The following is a 21019-nucleotide window of genomic DNA, read 5'->3' as shown; positions in this document are numbered from 1 at the left end:
TTCGTGATGGTATCTTTTTTAGAATGGTATCATTATCAAAATATGGAAGCAAATCAATCTTTTTAACTTTTTATTGATCCGCTGCATCTTGACTTTCCTTCTTGACCCGCTCGATTTCATCTTCAAAGCCGCTTAAAGCTGCAAACGGTAAAAAAATTGCGGCACGTTCAGTCATCGGCATTCGCGGATGCGCTGACGATTGATGGTATGGAATCTTAATAATTTGGCGATAGTCGTACTTCATTTTGCTCCTCCTAAGCTAGATGACCGCCAATTTGCAGGTTACGCCGGCGAGTCATCGAAATTTCTTGAAGATCCATTGCCTTGTAAATTGCGTTTTGACCAAAACGATCTTTAATTGTTAAAATCGCATTTTGACAATCCATTTCACGCTGTTCATCATCCTTAGATTTTTCCTGCGGTTGATCTTGTAAGAAAAGATCAGTTTGTTCGTACTCTTGAAAATCATCAGCCGCCATTTCATCAATCACCTCTTCAGCTGTAATTGTGATTCGCCGAATTAAATAGCGTGGATTAACGTAGTCATCAAAGAGCTGTTGCAAGGCTTTCCGAATAACGGAATTCGCATTTGTCGGATGCGGTAATTCAACGCTTTTTCGAATCGAATGCGGCCGTTTGCGGCCAAACCGGTCAATTTCGACCTCATCAACATTGGAAACCAAACCAAATGTTTTTTCATCATAGTGAATACTTAAGTTTAATTCTTGCGCAAGCTGATGAGTTCCTGCCAGCTTCAACGCGATCTCATCGCTCATCTCGCTTAGGATCACCTGACTTTGCGCAAACGTGTATGGTTTCATTAATAGCTGGCCCACACACAGACAATGCTGTTTCGGCTCATACGCTTTAATGTCTTGAATCGTTAATGGTTCATAACCCCAGGCATGATCGATCAAAACCTCTGCAGCCTTACCAAAAGTTCGATACAGCAATTCATCATTGTACTGGTCATTCAACTTTAACTGATTAGCAGAACATGCCGCAATTTCTCCCATAGTATGAATTCCCAGCTTATCTAGCCGGCGTGCATAACCCTTTCCAACCCGCCAAAAATCTGTGATCGGCTCATGATTCCATAACAGCTTGCGGTATTGCATGCCATTTAGTTCTGCAATCTTAACGCCATGCTTGGTAGGCGTCATATGCTTAGCTAAAATATCCATTGCGACCTTTGCCAAGTATAGATTAGTCCCAATTCCAACCGTCGCTGTTAACCCCGTCTCATGATAAACATCATCAATGATCTTTTCAGCCAATTCCCGCGCTGTGCAGTTATATACCTTTAAATACGGTGTAACATCAATGAATGCCTCGTCAATTGAATAAACATAAACATCTTCCGGCGCAATGTACCGCAAATAGATACCGTAAATCTGAGCACTGACCTCTTCATAATATTTCATCCGCGGTCGCGCAATCACATAATCTAAACCAACTGCGTGATTTGATCGAACTTCTTTCCGGTCAACCGAATAATCTTTCAATCGATGACCGACCACCTGCCGCTTTCGGCGGTAATTAAAATCATCAACTTTCTGTTTGACCTGAAATAGCCGTGGCCGACTGCAAATTCCAAAGCTTTTAAATGCCGGTGAAACCGCCAAACAAATCGTCTTATCTGTCCGACTTTCATCAGCAACTACCAAATTTGTATGTAATGGATCATAATTCCGCGCAATACATTCAACAGAGGCATAAAATGACTTCAAATCGATGGCAATGTAACTTTTGCGTTTCATGTTTTCCTCCTTATCGAACATATGTTTGTTTTTTACAAATTATAATATAGCATATTCTTTTTCGAAAAACACCTATAAAAAATATTTATTTAAGCGATTTGAATTTATGATTCATAAAATCCTTATTTTTAATAATTTTTTATTCACATGAAATTTTAAAATTCGATATGCTAATCATCGTGTTTAAAAAACATACTGGAGAAATGAAAGGAGATTATAATGGATCATCAAAATGAAATTCAACATCCGTGGCTCGCTTTGATGGGCCCAATTACCGGGGCGTTCGTTGGAATGCTTTCCGAAACTTCACTAAACATTGCACTTCCGCAATTGTCGCAAAGTCTTAACATCGGTAATGCGACCCTTCAGTGGATCGTTACCGGTTATATGCTTGTAATCGGAATTATCCTTCCACTTTCAAGCCTCTTAACTAAATGGTTTACGACCCGGCAAATCATTACCACTGGTATCGGCGCATTATCGCCGCCCACGTGATTTTAATGATCGGTTTCCGCTTGCAATATCACCATCTCAAACGCACGCCTTAAATTCACTTGAAATTTATGAATCAGCCGATGAGAGCACGATCATCAACACTCTTCAACAGATCGTCGGCGCAATCGCAACCGCAACCAGCCTGCTTCAAATGGGGATCACTGCTTCTCATGGTGCAAGCAGTGCCGTGGCCTTTACACACGGAGTTCATAATAGAATCATCTTTACGGTCGTGCTCGCTGTAATTGAATTACTGATTGCATTGTCGATTAATAACAAAAATGAATTGCGGCATTAAAATTTGATTGAATATCTAGCAATGGTGAGAAGATCATCGGTGCTTTTTTAGTAAATTATTTTGGTATTTTCTCTAAATAACTTGACGGATGTGACATTTCGAATATTATTGCTTTGAACTTTGTGATAATTCATGTAGAACCATGAAGGAGGGATTGTCATGCACATGAAATTAGTTATGATATGTGCCCTTTTTATTTCTATGATTATATCAATATATGTAGTTTTCCATCCTCAACTTAAAGAATCAAAACTCTTCATTGACCGCCTACCGGTTCAATCAATATTAAATTTTTTAACAAATGAGTTTGCTATTTTCACAGCCCCATTATTATTTTTCATTATTATTTTTTTCCTATTTGTTGGAATTTTGGAAATACTACCGATTAAACTTAATCTTGAAAACCAGGCAAATGCAACTTTACTTGCTACTATATTTGCCGGAAGCATCACTCTAATATCAATAATAGTCACTGCACTACTTAAGTATTATTCAAAAAAACAAGATCGAATTGTCAAAATTCGTTCTGAAATGAATTGGAGAAATAAATTAGTTAAGATCGAAACTAAACCCTCTTTAACTATTAATGACATCCTTGAACTAAATTCTTTTATCAATCCGTACCATAAAGAAAAAAACATCGATTACTTCATAAACAAAGTATGTACGCATGTTGTAAAAGATCATTTATTAAAGCATTATCCCAATAATTCAAAGATTAAACGTGACCTGAAAGAATTCCAGAAAATAAAAAAAGAAACTGATAAGTATACCGGAATGCTGCCACCAGAAGCAATGAAAACTCATAATGAAACTATCTTTGATTTAAAAATAGACGACATAATACACGAAAGACTTGATTCTAATGAAAGTCAGGTGATTCGTGAATGTGCTCATGCTCTATTAAAAAATGACTGGGAACTCAACGTGAAATAGGTTTGAATTTTATGAACTTTGCTTTCTAGAAACATGTCCACATCGTTGATTGGTTGTTAGAAGAATAAAATTTAATGAAATCCATTAGTCAGTTTAAAGTGGTTGATGGATTTTTTCGTACATTCTAAACTAACGAAAGTATTAAATGCTTTATTATAAATTTAGATTTATTTAAAAGCTTAAATGATTTCGATTTGACAGTTATTTTTTCTCAATAAAAATTTGGGAGCAGCGTGAGTTAGGTCAGCTTATGGAAATTGGATCTGTTAAGCGAATCCATATGAATGAATGGAAAAATACAGGAGTACCATTTTTTCGTGCTAGAGATATTGTTGCAAAATTTAATAACAAAAAAATTTCAGATCCTATTTATATTTCAGAAGAAACCTACAATAGCAATATTTTAAAAAGTGGAAAAGTGAAAAAAGGACAATTGCTTATTACGGGTGTGGGAACAATTGGAATCCCTTATTTAATTACAGATGATTCACCATTATATTTTAAAGATGGTAATGTTATTTGGCTAAAAAACAATAATTATGATGGAAATTTTATATTTTATTTCTTTACAACTAATCTTTTTAAAAATTATCTTTTTAAAATAACTGGTACAGGTACTGTCGGAACGTATACCATTGAAAATGCTAAAAAAACGCCTATTTCTACTCCACAAATAAACGAGCAAATAAAAATTGGAAAACTATTTAATATATTGGAGAATCTTCTCGCCTTATATGAACGAAAACTTAAACTACTTTCACAGGTGAAAAAGTATTTTTTAGATAATTTGTTTGCAGAAAAAGAATATCCTAACTTGAGATTTAAAGGATTTACTGATGCATGGGAGAAGATAAAATTAAAAGATACGCAAACGACTCTAACAGATGGTAACTACGCGAATTTATATCCTAAACCAGCTGATATGACAGACGCCGATAAAGGTATTCCATTTTTAACAGGTGGTAATTTAAAAAATGGCATACTTGATTTAGAAAATGCAAAATATATTACAAAAGAAAAGCACAGTCAATTAAAATCTGGTCATCTTGAAGAAGATGACATTGTTATAGCAGTTAGAGGATCATTAGGTGAATTGGGATACGTTACAAAGCAAAACATTGATTGGAATATAAATTCTCAATTGGCTATTATTCGTACTTCAAAAAATGAGTTAATTGGTAAATTCCTTTTATACTTCTTTTTATCTTCAAAAGGAAAATCGAAATTATTATCAAGGCAAACCGGAACAGCACTCAAACAGTTACCACTTCAACAGTTAAAAACTATTGTTGTTCCTAAAACGTTACTGTTAGAGCAACAAAAAATATCTAATATTTTAAAAACTATAGATAAGACAATTTCTTTTTACAAAGGCAAGCAGCAACATTTTGCTGAAATCAAAAACACTCTTTTAAACACCATGTTCATCTAACAATTCAACCTCCTCATAATAAAAATTGGCTCTTGCCAAAAATTTATTATGGGAGGTTTTTCTTATGCCAAGAAGAACAAAATCACAATATTTACATGAATACTTTAAGTCATGGGTAAAACTTTATAAGGTCGGTGCAATTCGGGACGTAACCCTTCAAAAATATTGGGTAACCTATCGTAAGATCAAGGGACTTGCGCCTACTTTAATGATGAAAGATTTAAATCGTCAAACATATCAAAAATTACTTAATGACTATGCTATTAATCATGAGCGCCAAACTGTGATGGATTTTCATCATCAGGTTAAAGCTGCAATCTTAGATGCATACGATGATGGAATTATCAAACACGATCCTACTCGTCGCGCAATCATTAAAGGGAAAGATCCCAAGAAAAAGAAAACCAAATTTTTAAGTGAATTTGAACTGAAATTGCTAATTAAAGAGCTTGATTTAGGAGATAAGCCATCAATTGATTGGTTGGTCTTACTGATTGCAAAAACTGGTCTTCGATTTGCAGAAGCCCTTGGCGTAACACCCAGTGACTTTGATTTTGAAGAACAGACTTTATCAGTAACTAAGACATGGAATTACAAAGATAAGAAAGGCGGTTTTCAACCAACTAAAAACAAATCTTCAGTCCGAAAAATTCAATTAGACTGGAAATTATGTATGCAGTTTAGTGGTTTAATTAGAAATCTACCTACGGATAAGCCAATTTTTGTGACTAAAAGAATATACAATTCTACGGTCAATTTCTTTCTTGAAAAGAAATGTAAACATGCAGGAATTCCTGTAATTTCAGTTCACGGATTGCGACATACACATGCTTCACTTCTTTTGTACGCTGGCGTTTCAACTGCAAGTGTTGCTAAGCGATTAGGTCATGCTGATATGACAACTACTCAAAGCACATACATTCACATTATTGAGGAGCTTGAAAATCAAGATAACGATAAAATTATGCGTCATTTAGCCGCATTGTAAAAAATACACCTCGCCATTTTGACGAGGTGTTTGTTAGATGAACATGGTGTTTAAAAGAGTTTTTTTAATTTCATTCAGGTGTTGTTGCTTGTTTTCATATAAAGTAAGAAGATAATTTAATTTATTAAATAATTGAGAAATTTTATTTTCTTCTTTAATGGAGGTAGTATAGATGTTTATTTTTCCTATTTCGTTTTTATTGATTTTTTTAGGAAAAGCAATATGAAGCGTACGACTCCAAAGTTCTTTTTGAGCATATTCACTATCAAAATAGTATTTAAAAAAATGTGCATTTTGGTCTGCATTTAATCTAATTAAAGCTAAACTTACATAGTAAGCTAATGGTACTTTAGAAACCACATTAGATGTACCGATATCCCCAATTCTAGTCATTAAAATATCGTTATATTGAGGTTTAATTTTAAATTTTTCTTCATAAAAATTTTTAGAAACATACTTTTTAGTTGCGAGAGTTCTTATATTTTCTACACTTGCAAATGGTATGCCATACGTTGTGTAATTTGGTGTTTCATGAATTCCATCATATACTTTTGCAATGTCATTTAATTTTCGCTGCTCCCACGCATCAGTGAATCCTTTGAATCTCAAGTTAGGATATTCTTTCTCGGTAAATAAATTATCTAAAAAATACTTTTTCATCTGTGAAAGTAGTTTAAGTTTTCGATCATATAAGGCGAGAAGATTATCAAATACTCTAAGAAATTTTGAAATAAAAGCCTGTTCTTGAGAATCTTTAGATATTGTTATTTTTATATTGAAAAAATCATTTGGTGATATATTAAGCAAACCATGATTTCGAGCACCTTCAGCAGCTATTTTATATACTTCATTGTTCCATTTATTGGATGAAAATAAGTTTTCTAGAAAATCAGAATTTATATCAGCATTTGCTTTGAATGCTATATATAAGGTTGAAACCGCGCCGTTTTCATATAGATTCAATTTTTTTATTGTGCCATATGGGAAACCATCAGAATAACTTTTATTGTATGCAAATTCTCCTTTTTCTAATAAGAGATAATTTTCTAAATTTGAACTAGCAACTTGCTTATTAAAAAAAGCTTGCTGATCTATTAATCCATATTGAGATGAAATAGTTAATGGACGCTTAGAAGTTAAATTTTTGTTTTTTCTCAGAACACGTGTGGTTACTTCATTTAACTGTCGCTGCTCCCAGACTTTCGTTGCGAGAAGTAATGGCCAAATTGAAATTATTCAAATTTTTAGATAAATCTAAATTTATAATAAAGCATTTAATATTTTCGCTAGTTTGAATGTACAAAAAAATTCATCAGCCAATTTAAACTGACTAATGGATTTCATTAAATTCTATTCTTCTAATAACCAATCAACGATATGAACAATTGGGATGCCATTTTGTTCGCCAACATCCATTCGATTAGCGGTAATCAATGTCTTTTTATAGTTATCTGAAATATTCATCAAATTTTGAATTTCGCGATCGCTATTATCTGGAATTTGTTGAGTAACTTGATAATACTCAATTTCATTTCCTTTTTTCGCAACAAAATCGATTTCTTGATTTCCATCTTTGCCAACATCAACTTTATATCCACGGCGAAGAAGTTCAAGGTAAACGACATTTTCAATTTGATGGCCGATGTTATCCTTATAGTTCTTATTAAGCGTAGTATTTCTCAATCCTAAATCAATCGCATAGTATTTAGAATTCGAACGTAAGTAATTCTTTCCCCGAATATCAAATCGCTTTGCTTCATGGAATAGGTATGCGTCAGTCAAATAATGCAAATATCTAGAAATTGAAACGTTATTTGCTGATTTAAACCCTTCATTTTTCAAAACGCCAGCAATTTTATTAGCTGAAATTTGATTTCCGACTTCACTTAAAAGATATTGTGAAAGACGGATTAATGTTTGATCATCGCGAATTTTGGCACGCTCAGTGACGTCTTTTAGAAGAATGGAGCTATATATTCCATCAATTACAGTTCCTTTAACCTCTGGATCAGGACTTAGAACTGCTGCAGGAAATCCGCCTTCGTTGATGTAGCGATAAAATTCAATATCAGGGTTATCTGTTGATTGTTTGAATAATAAATATTCTTTAAACGACAATGGGTAAACTGGAATTTCAACCATTCTTCCTGTAAGAAAAGTCGCTAATTCGCCAGACAAAAGGGAAGCGTTCGACCCTGAAATGTATATATCAGCATCTAAGTCAACCCGGAAACTGTTAACTGCATCTTGCCACTGATTTACCCGTTGAACTTCATCAAAGAAGAGGTACATTTTCCTTCCCGAAATAGCATGCTGCATTACATAGTTATAAAATGGTTCCTTTTCAGTTAATTTTGAATATTTCATTGATTCAAAATTGATATCAATTATTTGTTCAGGTGCAATGCCACTTTTTAAAAGATCATTCTTCAACATTTGCAACAGAAAAGTTTTACCAGAACGCCGAACACCAGTGATAACTTTAATGAACTCGGTATCACGGTATTTGCGAAGGCGATTCAAGTAAAGCGGTCGTTCAAACATAGTTTTATCTCCTTGATTATAAATACAATTATAATTGTACATCAATTTTGAATAATTATAAACGTAATTATAATTATTCAAATGAAAGAACGCTTTATAAATGTAATTATAAAAACATATTTTGAAGTAAAAACTCTTTTAACTTTTTCAATAAGACAATAGTATTAGAATTTAGTTCAATATTATCTTCTAATTGTTTAATTAAATCGCTAATTTTATTTTGCTCTTGAATAGATGGAACCAGTACTTTCTTCTTTTGAACAACAGATATATAGTGTCTAGAGTGTCCTTCTTGAACAAATCTTTGGTTATTTAATAATTGATAAATAAAAAACAAATTTGAATTTTTACTCGTTAGAATTTTAATGGCAGATGATTTAACCATAAAAGGGAAGTCAACATATTTTGATTCAAGAGTAAAATCATCGAAAATAATTGCAGGAATATTTTGATAAACATTAGTTTCATTTGTATAACCCAAAACGAAAGATTTATTAGCTGTAAGTACAGGAGTTCCTTGAGATATATAATCTGCCTTTTTAACAATATATTTTGTTGGTTGCTCATAATTTAGTAATTTTTCAAAAGATTTACTTTCCCAATTATTATTAAATCCGCTGAATCTTAATTGAGGTTTTTGTCCATTTTTAGTAATTAAAAAATTTACAATTCCTTGTTTTAACTGGGTTAAGAGCTGTTTTTTCTTCTCATATAAAGTGATTAGATTTTTGACTACATTTAATAATTGGCTAATTTGTTTCTGCTCACTGATATTTGGCGTTAGATTTATCTTAACTTGTTTTAAAGATTTTTGACTAATTCCTTTAGCAGTACCACCTGTAGAATATCGAAGTAAAGTTGAATTGTTTCGTTGAAGCAAGAAATATAAGAAGTCATCTAATAGATTTTTATCTGTCTCAAATGCTATTACTCTTTGACTTAAAATATAATGTTTCTTTTCCTTTATTTGTGCTACATTTCCTACTGGAGCTTCAGTAGTTAATATAACCTGTCCTAGTTTTAAAGCTTTTTTCATCCATTTAGAAAATAAATAGGCATCTCCAAAATGTTCTGTTTTACTTAAATTGATTTTTCCATTTTCAACATTTACTGCAGATAAAGCAGGATACTCTCTTTCTCCATTCCAACTAAGTCCTAATTTTTTTGGAGTCTTTCCTCTGTAATCTATAATACTTTCAATATTGGATAATAGCTTTCGCTGCTCCCAATCATCAGTAAATCCCTTAAAACGAAGAATTGGCGCCTTTCTTCGCCCTTCTTTATCGGCTTTTGTCATTATTTAAACGCCTCCTTAATCGCCTCAATGATGTCTTTTGACTCATCAGTTACTTGCAATTCGTCAACCATTGATAAGAATTCACTTTCAGTTTCTTTAATCTTTTTGTTAATATCTTGAAGTTCTTGAGACACTTTCTTAATATCAACGGGAGGTTCTTCCTCAAACGTATCTACATAGCGGGGAATATTGAGATTAAACTCATTTTCTTGAATTTCATCAAAATCTGCATCATGAGCATACTTTTCAATATCCTTTCGCTCAGAATACGTTTTGACAATCTTATCGATATTTTCATCGGTTAAGATGTTTTGGTTCTTACCCTTTTCAAACTCTTTTGAAGCGTCAATAAAGAAAATATCCTTATTTGTCCGGTTCTTCTTAAAGACTAAGACAACCGTTGGAATTGATGTTCCATAGAACAAGTTTGCAGGTAATCCAATAACTGCATCCAATACATTATCTTGTTCAATCATGTACTTCCGGATTACACCTTCTGCTGCTCCCCGGAATAAAACCCCATGAGGCAATACGACCGCCATTGTTCCATCATCTTTTAAGTGATAAAGCATGTGTTCTACAAAGGCAAAATCCGCCTTTGACTTTGGCGATGTCTTTCCGTATTTCTTGAAACGTGGATCATCTAATTTATCAGTTGTATCCCATTTAGCAGAATATGGTGGGTTAGCAACTACTGCATCCGCCTTTAAACCAGGAAACATGTCATGCTCCAAAGTATCGCCTAATTTAAAGTCAAAATTGCGATAATTAATTCCGTGCATGATCATGTTCATTCGTGCTAAGTTGTATGTCGTACGATTTAATTCTTGACCGAAGAAATTTCCAACATGTTCCTTTCCAATGGCATCCCCAACTTGAAGTAATAATGAGCCTGAACCCATTGTTGGGTCGTAAACTTTAGGTAATTCATCTTTACCAAGAGTAACAATTCGAGCTAACAACTTTGAAACTTGTTGCGGCGTATAGAATTCGCCCGCTTTTTTACCAGCATTCGCAGCAAATTGGCCAATTAAGTATTCGTAGGCATCTCCTAAAACATCAATTTCAAGGTCTTCTTGTTCAAACGGAATGTCAGAAAGTTGAAGCAAAATTTTTGAAACAAGGTTTCCGCGATCTGCAACGGTTAATCCTAAACTTGGTGATTGAAGATTCAAATCTGCAAATAAGCCTACAAAGTCGCCTTCTGATTCTGCACCAACCGTTGAATTTTCAACCGCATTGATTGCCTTTTGAAGTTCTTCAATATCAAATTCACCAGCATTAATCTTCTTGATAAAGTTTGAAAAAAGGTATTCTGGTTCAATCAAATATCCAATATCCTTAATTAAGGCATCCTTTAACTCACCTTGAAATTCTTCATCTTCCCAGGCTTCTTCATATGAGACCCCATCATTTTTTAAGAGCTTATTTACATAATTTTCAACCTTATTTGAAAGAAAACGATAAAAGATGAATCCTAAAATATAGTTTTTAAATTCGCTTGGATCCATGTTTCCCCGAAGATCATTCGCGATTGCCCATAACCGCTTTTGAATTTCGGCTTGTTGCTGCTTTTGAATATCATGTGTTTCTTCCGTCATTATTGAGTATCCTCTCTAATCTGCTTTAAATTTCAGCTGTATACTTTTCACTTGTTTCTTTAATGAAACTGATCGTCTTTTTAACGACTTTTCGGTTTTGTAAAAATCCATACCCTAAGTCATTTAATTCAGTCGTTAATTTTTCTGAGTCAATTCCGCCGCTAAGCTTGTATTCGTTAAACATTTCGTCAATTTGACTCTCTGATAATTTTGTTTCTTTAGAGAAGTCATCAACCGCTTTTTCGCGTTCTTTAGCAAGAAATTCATTTAACGAATTTCCAATACTATCATTCGGTCCTAAAGTTGGAATAACTTCTTCAAGGAACTTCCGAATTAAATCTGCTTTCAGACGTAAACCATCAGTATTAGCGGTGTTTTCCATTGCCTTTTTTATCACTTCAATATCTTTCTCTTGTTGATCTTTTGAAGTCAGATCAATTGACTGAACAAGATTCAAAATATAGCGAACATCAATTTGATCCACTGCTAACAAGGAAAGTTCAAAGTCGATATCATCGAGAATTGATTCTTTGTTTCCTTGGCACTTTTTAAACTCATCTTTTACGTCAAGATACTTACCTTGGAAACGTTGGAACGTGCCTTCATCAATTACATCGCTAATCTTATTCCAGTCGAATTCTTCATAAAATCGCAGTTGATTTTGCTTCCGAAAAACATCCCGTGCTAATTCGATAAATTTCTTAACTGCTTCATCGCCCTGATCATATAAGCTATCAACATCTTCAGGTTTAGCAACATAGTTCTTCAACGCTAATACCGCTTGCTTAAATCGTTCCAAAACATTTTCGTATGGTTCAACCAAGAAGCTGCTCATATCGCCTGCTGAGAATAATTGAACTGCATCATCCGTTGCTTTCTTTAAATTGCGATACGAAATAATGTTTCCGAATGGTTTAGTATCTTTTTCAACCCGGTTTGTCCGTGAATATGCTTGAACTAACCCGTGCCATTGAAGCTTCTTATCAACGTAAAGCATTGAAAGGCGCTTGGAGTCAAATCCTGTTAAGAACATGTTAACAACGATCAAAATGTCAATATTTTGCTTTGGTGTATCTTTTTGATGGTTAACCATCCGATTAGTAACATCAGCAAAATAATCATCAAAATTATTGGTATCAAAGTTGGTACCAAATAATTGATTGTAATCTTTAATTACGTTGTCTAAACCATGACGCGAAGTTGAATTTTCAGAATTTTGATTGCCTTCATTCGAATCTTCGTTTGCTTGCCATGTAAAGATTGTCGTCACGTTAATCGGATCATCCATCTTATCAATATATTCTTTAAACAGTGCATAATACTTCAACGCCATTTCAGTACTTGAAACCGTGAAAATTGCATTATACATTCCATTTCCGGAAAGCTTTCGATGATTTAATAAGATGTGTTCGACAATTTTCCGCATCCGCACTTCGGATTCAAAAACTTCTTGAGTATCAATGCCTTCAACCTTTTCATCGCCATAATCAATCCCTTTATCTTTAAATGTTGCCATATATTGAACATTAAAAGGTAAAACATTCTTATCACGAATCGCGTCCTTAATTAAGTATTTATGTAAACATTCATCATAAAGATTTTCAGTCGTCCGTTTATTCTGACCCATATTTTCTTCAAAAATTGGGGTCCCAGTAAAGCCAAAGTGTTGGGCGTTTTCAAACCACTTATTGACCGCAATCCGCATCTCGCCAAACTGTGTCCGGTGACATTCATCTTCAATGAAAACCACATGCTTATTGTGGAACTGTTCAAGTTTCCGATTGTGCCGTTCATTTTTGATTGCATTACTCATTTTTTGAATCGTCGTAACAATCAACTTACTATCGTTTGAATTCAATTGCTTAACTAACTTAAATGAGCTATCTGTCATATCAATCTGGTTAGCATCCGATAGATATGAATTAAAGTTCTTGATACTTTGCGTATCCAAATCACGCCGGTCGATCATAAAGATAACCTTTTCAATGCTTTCCTGCTGTGACATTAATTGCGCAGCCTTAAATGACGTGATTGTCTTTCCTGAACCAGTCGTATGCCAAACAAAACCATTCTTTTCTGGATGGTTAAGAGCTTGTTCAAGAATGGCTTCAGTCGCATAAACCTGATATGGACGCATGACTAACATACTTTTGTGTGCATTATCAAAAATGGTGTAACGCGCAATCATGCTATGCAAACGTTGCGGATTCAAAAACGATGCTGAAAATTCATCAATTTCGTTAATCCATTTGTTCTTTTCATCAGTCCAAACAAACATAAAGTTCGAGTTGAAGTTCCCAACCTCTTGATTTGAGAAATAGCGGGTGTCAACTCCGTTTGAAATTACAAAAAGTTGGACATACTTAAACAGATTATCCTTCATCGTTTCCTCACGATAACGAATAATTTGATTAAAGGCTTGGCTCATTTCAACATTGCGCCGCTTTAACTCAATTTGAACTAACGGCAATCCATTAATCAAGATCGTAACATCATACCGATTCTTATATTTGGATTCGCTTTTAACTTGATTAGTAACTTCAAAGTCATTATTTTGATAATTCTTTGCATCAAAAAATGTAAGATAAACACTTTCACCGTTATCTCTTGTGATGTTAATTTTTCCGTAAGGTTGTAATTCTGAACCCCGTAACAACTTTCCGGTTTCAAAGATTGAGTAAGTTCCAATCATTTCATTTTTAACACGTTCAAATTCTTTATCTGAAAGTTCTTGCCCCTTCAAGTTTTCAGAATTAATTCGATTTAACTTTTGGCGAAAATGGTTTTCCAACGAAGCAATATCTTTAACATTCACCCGGGTATATCCTAATCCAACTAACTTTTGAATCAAGCTTTCCTCAAGCTGTTCCTCTGATTCATAATCCATGTTCTCAACTCCGATACTATCGCTTACTGCAAACGAAAATATTTTAGATATAGTTATTATATCAGAGATAGTGAGGTAAATATAATCAAATCTTTATTCTACCAATCTTTTAATTCTTTTATTACTAATCTGTTTTCAAGCTTTAACTTATGTAAAAGGTTCTTACCATGGTCTTTATTATTTAAAGTATTACCGTAAGTTTTAATTAATTTGATAACTCTGTTTACTGTTTCGAATTTACACTTTTCTTTATTATTACAATAATCTGAATAATAAAATATTAGTTTTACATTACTATCGTAAATGTGATAAAAATCAAAAATTGATTGAAAATATGAATAATCTGCCTTAGCCAACGAGTGTCCATAAAATATAATTTCTTTTATGCTTTTACTTAAACAGGATTCTTCATGATCTTCTAGCCCTAATATTCGATAAGTCTTTGTAAATCTATATAATGGATCACTTTCATTAATACTTAATTCATCGATTCCAATAATAATATGGCCATCCAAGTCTCCATGAATATTTTTGGAAACTACACAATTAATAGGGTGCATCCTCTCTACAACTGGAGAAATCATTCCTAAGCTTGAAGTTGTTGATAATAATGCCTTTGAAAAGTAAGTGTAATTAAAAGACAATAAATTATATTTATTACCTTCAGTAATTTTATATAATATTTTCCTATAACACTGCAGATAATAACTAAAATCCATAGCTACTTCGCTGCAGCTTATTGCATTATTTTCTTTATTAGCTTTTGAATCCGTTGACTCTTTTTTTTGAAATAATAACTGTAAATACGCTTTTAAATTATTTTCAAACTTTTCCAGCTGTTTAAATAAGTATGAATAAAATATAGGTTTATAATTAGATATTAATTCATTTAGATTATCATTATTTTTTAAATTATCTTGAATTCTTTTATCCAAACTTAATGATATATAAAAACTCAATTTATTAATTATATTTTCAACCAAAGAAATTTGGTTTCCGTTTTGTATTTTGCTTTTAATTTGCTTTTTCATCATATTATTAAGTTGACTATGAAATTTAAGATTAGTTAAACCATTTAAACTTCCTAAATATAAAAGATCAAATAGAATTTTTCCGTTTATTTCACCAATATTCTCATTTTTATTTGATGTTAGCAATATTTCAATTTGTTTTTCAACATTACACCAATCATAATCTTGGTTATCTTCAAGTAATTCAAGAGATAGAAAATAACAATCCCAAAAAGATGCAAAATTCAAATAAAATTCACTATGAGGAAGCGTGTTTCCGTAATTGATTTCGTTTCCTTTTAATAAGGTTTCATCCTGTTCATTCATTTTACTTTTTACATAATTAAAATAATCTGTAAATTTTGATTTCAATCCACATTGAAGATCAAATCCATTTCCAATAATAACTAATTGTTTAATGTTTTTTTCTTTATCCATTTTCTATTCATTCACCGTCTAATAATTAAATTTTATTTTTTTCACTCTCAAATTAAGACTTTTCAAGACATTGTTCCTAAATTATATAAAGTTGTAAGTATTTAATCAAAACTTTTTTCTAACAAAAAACACCCCCAACCATCTCGTCGGAAGTGTTTCCAATCTATTCAGTTATTAACTATTCTTCACTGTCTTCCTTGCCCTCATCTGCAACTTCGATGTGCAAGTCTTCAAGCTGTTGCGGTGCAACTTCGCTTGGAGCGTGAGTCAACGGTTCGGTTGCCTTGGAGTTCTTCGGGAAGGCGATGACTTCACGAATGTTGTCCTTCTTCGCAAGCAACATTGCGAACCGGTCTAACCCTAAGGCAAGGCCGCCATGTGGTGGGAAGCCGTAGTCCAACGCATCCATGAACCAGCCGAATTGTTCTTCGGCACGTTCCTTGGTGAATCCAAGAGCTTTGAACATGTCTTCTTGAACTTCGCGTTGGTGGATCCGGATTGAACCGCCACCGAGTTCGTAACCGTTCAAGACGATGTCGTAACTTTGAGCGTGGCACTTGTGCGGATCCGTCTTTAATAATTCAAGGTCTTCTTCATTCGGCATTGTGAATGGGTGGTGAGCAGCGATGTATTGTTGGAATTCTTCGCTGTATTCGAATAATGGCCAATCAACGACCCAGATAAATGCGAATTCATCTTCGTTGATCATTCCTTGTTCCTTAGCAATTTCCTTCCGCAAGTAGCCTAATGAATCGGCAACGACTTTGCGCGTTGAAGCAACGAAGAGCAATAAGTCGCCTGGTTTAGCTTCAGCAGCTTCAAGAATTTGGTCACGGCGATCCTTGAAGAATTTGGCGATTGGTCCTTGCAAGCCATCGTCAGTCACCTTCATCCATGCTAAGCCCTTGGCACCGAAACGCTTGATGTATTCTTGTTTAGCATCGATTTGTTTCCGTGAGTAAGCGTCAGCACCGCCAGGAACGGCAATTGCCTTAACTTGGCCGCCATCTTCAAGAGTTGAATCAAAGACCTTGAAGCCGGCACCTTTAACGGCAGCTGACATGTCTTTCAATTCCATGCCGAAGCGGATATCTGGCTTATCAGAACCGTAACGATCCATGGCTTCATCCCATGTGATGTGCTTGATTGGCGTTTGAATGTCAATCCCAAGCGTATCTTTCATTACGGCTTTCAATAAACCTTCCGTCATTTCCATGATTTCGTCTTGATCCATGAATGACGTTTCAATATCGATCTGGGTAAATTCTGGTTGCCGGTCGCCCCGCAAGTCTTCATCCCGGAAGCACCGTGCAATTTGGTAGTAACGATCAAATCCGGCGCCCATCAACAATTGCTTGAACAATTGTGGTGATTGCGGCAATGCGTAAAAGTGTCCTGGGTAGACCCGTGAAGGAACCAAGTAATCCCGCGCCCCTTCAGGAGTTGACCGTGTCAAGTATGGCGTTTCAATGTTGATGAAGTGGTTTTCATCAAGGTAACGGTGAACCGTTTGGGTGATGCGGTTCCGGATCATCAATGCCTTTTGCATTTCTGGCCGGCGCAAATCAAGGTAACGGTACTTCAACCGCATATCGTCGGTTGCATTGGTGTTATCAGTGATTTCAAATGGCGTTAATTTAGCCTTGTTTAAAACGTGCACGTCACTGACTTCAACTTCAACTTTCCCGGTCTTCATGTTCGGGTTGATGGCATTTTCATCCCGCGCAACAACTTTACCGACAACTTCGATGACGTATTCGCTTCTCAATGAATCGGCAATTTTCAATGCATCCGGGCCGAATTCTTGACTGAAGACTAATTGAACAATGCCTTCCCGGTCCCGTAAATCAATAAAGATCAAGTTTCCAAGGTTCCGCCGTTTTTGAACCCAACCTTTTAATACAACTTCTTGGCCTAAATACTTTTCATCAACGAGGCCTGCATATGTCGTTCTTCTCAAAATAAACTTCCTCCGCTACTTAATTACTTTTGCAAAATCGTTGATCACATCGTCAAGGGAAACGCTGATTTCGTTTCCAGTTTCCATGTTCTTCACGTTTGCCTTGTTTTCTTGTAATTCACGTTCACCGATCGTGATCGTGTACTTCGCATTCAAGCGACTTGCAGTCTTGAATTGACCCTTTGGCTTCCGGTCAAGGTAATCCCGATCAGCAGTGTATCCTTGATGCCGCAATGCTTGAACGATTTCTAATGACTTAACGTTCGTTTCACCGCCAATGCCAACAACGTAAGCATCTAATTCATCATCCAACGGTAATTTTTCTTGTTCAGCATCCAAAACAAGTAATAACCGTTCAACCCCAAGACCGAAGCCGATTCCAGGGGTTGCAGGACCGCCGAGTTGTTCAACCAACCCGTTGTAACGACCACCGGCACATACCGTTGTCCACTTGCCACCAAAGGCCTTTGAATCACTCATGATTTCAAAGATCGTGTGGTTATAGTAATCTAATCCCCGCACCATGTTGGCGTCAACTTCATATTCAATCCCCAGGTCTTCAAGCAATTGTTTAACCGTATCAAAGTGCTTTTGGGAATCTTCAGTCAAGAAATCAAGGATCGATGGTGCATTTTCAACGATCTTTTGGTCATTTTCATCCTTACTGTCAAGGACCCGCAATGGATTCTTATGCAAGCGTTCCTTTGAGTCTTCTGATAATTGATCTTCAAACGGTTCAAGGTAGTCGATCAATGCTTGGCGGTAATTCTTCCGTGTTTCCAAATCACCTAAGGTATTGATAACCAGCTTCAAACTGTGAACGCCCACTGAATTCAATAAGTCCATCGCCATTGCAATGACTTCAACGTCAAGCGTTGGATTGTCAACGCCGAAAGCTTCGACCCCGATTTGGTGGAATTCACGTAACCGTCCTGATTGCGGCCGTTCATAACGGAACATTGGTCCCATGTAGTAAACCTTGTATGGCTTTTGGTATTCTGGCCCGTATAACTTGTTTTCAACAAATGACCGCACAACGCCCGCTGTCCCTTCCGGCCGTAACGTGATGTGGCGATCGCCTTTATCGTGGAAATCGTACATTTCCTTCGTTACGATGTCAGACGTTTCCCCTGAAGTCCGTGAAAAGACTTCAAAGTTTTCAAATGTTGGCGTCCGCATTTCGTGATAACGGTACTTCTTGAATAATTCACGTGCTTTGCCTTCAACGTATTGCCATTTTGCAGATTCATCTGCCAAAATATCAGCTGTTCCCTTTGGTTTTTGATACTTCAAAAGACTCATTCCTTCCATTCAAATTCCGATCAAAAAGAAAACGCCCCTGTCATTACTGACAAGGGCGCACACTGTGCACGGTACCACCTTAACTTCTTACTTTAGAATAACGCTCATCACGGTACATCAGTACACCTCAAAAGTGTCTTCGTTAAATCGCACCTGTAAATTCACACCAACCATCTACTCTCTGAAACTGCGAACTCAACTACTGGTCTTTCTCACCGGTCTTTTTCGTTACCTAAAGTTTACAAAGGAAAATTAACAAAGTCAAGCGTGATTGTTACAAAACTCTTAAATTCCGCGGTTAGTTGCACTAAGTCAAAATATTTTGCTAATATGGTATTTGATAATATCTTTGGAGATTTGATTTATGAAAGAAAACAATCAGTTAAAAGTTGAGGATACGTTCGGCTTTCTTTGGATTCTTTTGCTTTGTGTTGCTGCCTTTTTAGGTTATCGGACTTTCACCTACATGCAGCAAATGCCAATTGAAACCGAAGATGCCGCACTTTACCAGCAACCCAGTGTGTTTGCACATAAAGACCGCGACTTGGCAAAGGGCAGCCGGGTCAAGGTATTAAAACATAAATACAACTGGGTCTACGTGAAAACGAATGAAGATCAGTACGGTTGGATGGGAACATGGATGATCAATTCAAAGTATCAAAATCCAGTCAATAACCTTTCTGAAGCCACGATTGTGATCGATGCCGGCCACGGCGGTGCGGATTCCGGCGCCCTATCAACGAATGGCAAGAAAGAAGAAAAGACCTTCACCCTGCGTTACGCTAAACAGCTTCAATCAAAATTGAAAAAAGCCGGGGCGCGCGTTTACATGACACGTGACAGCGACAAAACCGTCAGCTTAAGCAAGCGGCCTGAACTGGCTGAAAAAGTACATGCCGATGCGTTCATCAGTTTCCACTTTGACTCATCACCGCAGGACAACAGCGCGAGCGGATACACGACGTACTACTACCATAAGGATAATGGTTCATTCCGGTTAGCCAAAGACATCAACAGCCAACTGACTTCTCTTGGCTTAGATAATCGCGGCGTTGATTTCGGGAACTTCTTAGTTTTACGGGATAACACCCAACCAGCCGTCTTGCTTGAAAGCGGCTATATCAATTCTGACCGTGATTTAAGCTTTATCGATGACAGCAGTTATGAAAATAAAGTCACAAACGATGTCGTTAAGGGCTTGCAATTATACTTTGAAGGTAAAGATGAAAACGCGTTGATTGCGAATGATCCAAATTAAAAAAGAAGAGGATGTGATTAGTCACATCCTCTTTCGTTATATCTGCATAATCGGGTTCCAAAACAAACGAGCTACGACGCGAAGCTAGTGAAGTTCAAAACCACCGAATCTATGCTGACGCGATTCGTTCGCTTTTCTGCTTCCACCACACTCGTTTTTACTGTTTTGTCACACCTTTCTATTTAATCCAATTCAAAATATCATGCATATCTTGAATGCGGTGTTCCGGTGATGCTGGTTCGATGATCAGATCATCCGGATCAAATAAAATTCCGCTCATCTTAGCGTTGTGAGCCGCTGCAATATCAAGCACCCGGTCACCGACCATGACGCAGTTTTGCGGATCAAGATCGTACTTTTCAACTAATGAGTTTAATGAAGCTGGATTGGGTTTTCGTGGAAACTTCTTTTCAGCTGTGACCGCATCCGTGAAGTACTTCTTCAAGTCAAACTTGGCTAACATTTCCAATGAGCTTTTGTTCCGGTGGGTCATTAAGTAGTTGTGCCCGCCATTCGCAACGACCTTAGCCAACACTTCTTGAACCCCGTCAAACGGCTTCATCTTGTCTTCAAGCTTGGCTTCAATTGGATTATATTCTTCACGCAATGCTTCTGGTTCTTCTTCAAGGTTGTTTTGAGTCCGGTAGTATGCAAACGTCTTTCCTAACGAAGTTTGCCGCATATGCCGGTAAACTTCATCCTGATCAAGCTTGAAGCCTTTTTGTTCAAAGACATCCATAAAGGCTTCAACCATGCCCGGATACGTGTTGTATAACGTTCCGTCAAAATCCCAGAAAAATTCTTGATACATTA

Annotated in this window: 16 protein-coding genes and 1 pseudogene; 6 read left to right on the top strand and 11 right to left on the bottom strand. The window is 35.7% G+C overall.

The genetic code is table 11. The annotated features are described in order from the left end of the window. Positions 1 to 70 precede the first annotated feature (70 nt). Entirely contained in the window at positions 71 to 244 is a 174-nt protein-coding gene (locus tag FC33_RS08290) for a hypothetical protein (protein ID WP_155519393.1), read from the bottom strand. Positions 245 to 254: 10 nt separating this feature from the next. After that, on the bottom strand, positions 255 to 1760 hold the full coding sequence (locus FC33_RS04300) for a Y-family DNA polymerase (protein WP_057827388.1): 1506 nt from the start codon (positions 1758 to 1760) through the stop codon (positions 255 to 257). Positions 1761 to 1979: 219 nt separating this feature from the next. Between FC33_RS04300 and FC33_RS08455 the strand changes: the two are divergent. The 5 genes and pseudogenes from FC33_RS08455 to FC33_RS04280 all read left to right on the top strand — a co-directional run. Continuing rightward, positions 1980 to 2219 (top strand): annotated as a pseudogene (locus FC33_RS08455) (MFS transporter); the annotation flags it as partial. Positions 2220 to 2406: 187 nt separating this feature from the next. After that, positions 2407 to 2553: a hypothetical protein gene (locus tag FC33_RS08450; protein ID WP_235803889.1), complete on the top strand. Its 147-nt coding sequence runs from the start codon at positions 2407 to 2409 to the stop codon at positions 2551 to 2553. 165 nt (positions 2554 to 2718) lie between these two features. Next, entirely contained in the window at positions 2719 to 3489 is a 771-nt protein-coding gene (locus FC33_RS04290; RefSeq protein ID WP_146993415.1) for a hypothetical protein, read from the top strand. A gap of 214 nt (positions 3490 to 3703) precedes the next feature. Then, the gene (locus FC33_RS04285; protein WP_338033103.1) at positions 3704 to 4921 is read left to right on the top strand and encodes a restriction endonuclease subunit S; all 1218 of its coding nucleotides are present in this window, start codon (positions 3704 to 3706) and stop codon (positions 4919 to 4921) included. A 64-nt stretch (positions 4922 to 4985) separates the two neighbouring features. Beyond that, entirely contained in the window at positions 4986 to 5909 is a 924-nt protein-coding gene (locus tag FC33_RS04280; RefSeq protein WP_057827384.1) for a site-specific integrase, read from the top strand. Positions 5910 to 5942: 33 nt separating this feature from the next. Here the strand turns inward: FC33_RS04280 and FC33_RS04275 are convergent, their stop codons facing one another. The 8 genes from FC33_RS04275 to hisS all read right to left on the bottom strand — a co-directional run bounded on the left by FC33_RS04275 (position 5943) and on the right by hisS (position 18939). Further along, positions 5943 to 6872 carry a restriction endonuclease subunit S domain-containing protein gene (locus tag FC33_RS04275; protein WP_057827383.1) on the bottom strand — a complete coding sequence of 310 codons (930 nt, stop codon included), beginning with the start codon at positions 6870 to 6872 and terminating at the stop codon, positions 5943 to 5945. Between the two features lie 387 nt (positions 6873 to 7259). Then, the gene (locus tag FC33_RS04270; RefSeq protein ID WP_057827382.1) at positions 7260 to 8453 is read right to left on the bottom strand and encodes an ATP-binding protein; all 1194 of its coding nucleotides are present in this window, start codon (positions 8451 to 8453) and stop codon (positions 7260 to 7262) included. A gap of 106 nt (positions 8454 to 8559) precedes the next feature. After that, the gene (locus FC33_RS08445; protein WP_146993416.1) at positions 8560 to 9750 is read right to left on the bottom strand and encodes a restriction endonuclease subunit S; all 1191 of its coding nucleotides are present in this window, start codon (positions 9748 to 9750) and stop codon (positions 8560 to 8562) included. After that, a complete protein-coding gene (locus tag FC33_RS04260) occupies positions 9750 to 11351 on the bottom strand; it encodes a type I restriction-modification system subunit M (protein ID WP_057827381.1) in 1602 nt (533 codons plus the stop codon). Before FC33_RS04260 ends, FC33_RS08445 begins: the two co-directional genes overlap by 1 nt. A gap of 25 nt (positions 11352 to 11376) precedes the next feature. Further along, positions 11377 to 14238, bottom strand: a complete 2862-nt coding sequence (locus FC33_RS04255; protein ID WP_057827380.1) for a type I restriction endonuclease subunit R — start codon at positions 14236 to 14238, stop codon at positions 11377 to 11379. A gap of 98 nt (positions 14239 to 14336) precedes the next feature. Then, complete coding sequence (locus FC33_RS04250; protein WP_057827379.1) at positions 14337 to 15686, bottom strand: AbiH family protein; 1350 nt, start codon at positions 15684 to 15686, stop codon at positions 14337 to 14339. 178 nt (positions 15687 to 15864) lie between these two features. Then, the gene (gene aspS / locus FC33_RS04245) at positions 15865 to 17646 is read right to left on the bottom strand and encodes an aspartate--tRNA ligase (RefSeq protein ID WP_057827378.1); all 1782 of its coding nucleotides are present in this window, start codon (positions 17644 to 17646) and stop codon (positions 15865 to 15867) included. A 15-nt stretch (positions 17647 to 17661) separates the two neighbouring features. Further along, complete coding sequence (hisS, locus tag FC33_RS04240) at positions 17662 to 18939, bottom strand: histidine--tRNA ligase (protein ID WP_057827542.1); 1278 nt, start codon at positions 18937 to 18939, stop codon at positions 17662 to 17664. A 373-nt stretch (positions 18940 to 19312) separates the two neighbouring features. Here hisS and FC33_RS04235 point away from each other — a divergent pair, with 373 nt between their 5' ends. Then, the gene (locus FC33_RS04235; RefSeq protein ID WP_057827377.1) at positions 19313 to 20206 is read left to right on the top strand and encodes an N-acetylmuramoyl-L-alanine amidase; all 894 of its coding nucleotides are present in this window, start codon (positions 19313 to 19315) and stop codon (positions 20204 to 20206) included. A gap of 178 nt (positions 20207 to 20384) precedes the next feature. Here the strand turns inward: FC33_RS04235 and FC33_RS04230 are convergent, their stop codons facing one another. Next, complete coding sequence (locus FC33_RS04230) at positions 20385 to 21017, bottom strand: HAD-IA family hydrolase (protein ID WP_057827376.1); 633 nt, start codon at positions 21015 to 21017, stop codon at positions 20385 to 20387. Between the last annotated feature and the right edge of the window lie 2 nt (positions 21018 to 21019).

The organism is Ligilactobacillus aviarius subsp. aviarius DSM 20655 (assembly GCF_001436315.1).
GTDB lineage: Bacteria > Bacillota > Bacilli > Lactobacillales > Lactobacillaceae > Ligilactobacillus > Ligilactobacillus aviarius.
This window is presented reverse-complemented; position numbering and strand designations above follow the sequence as displayed.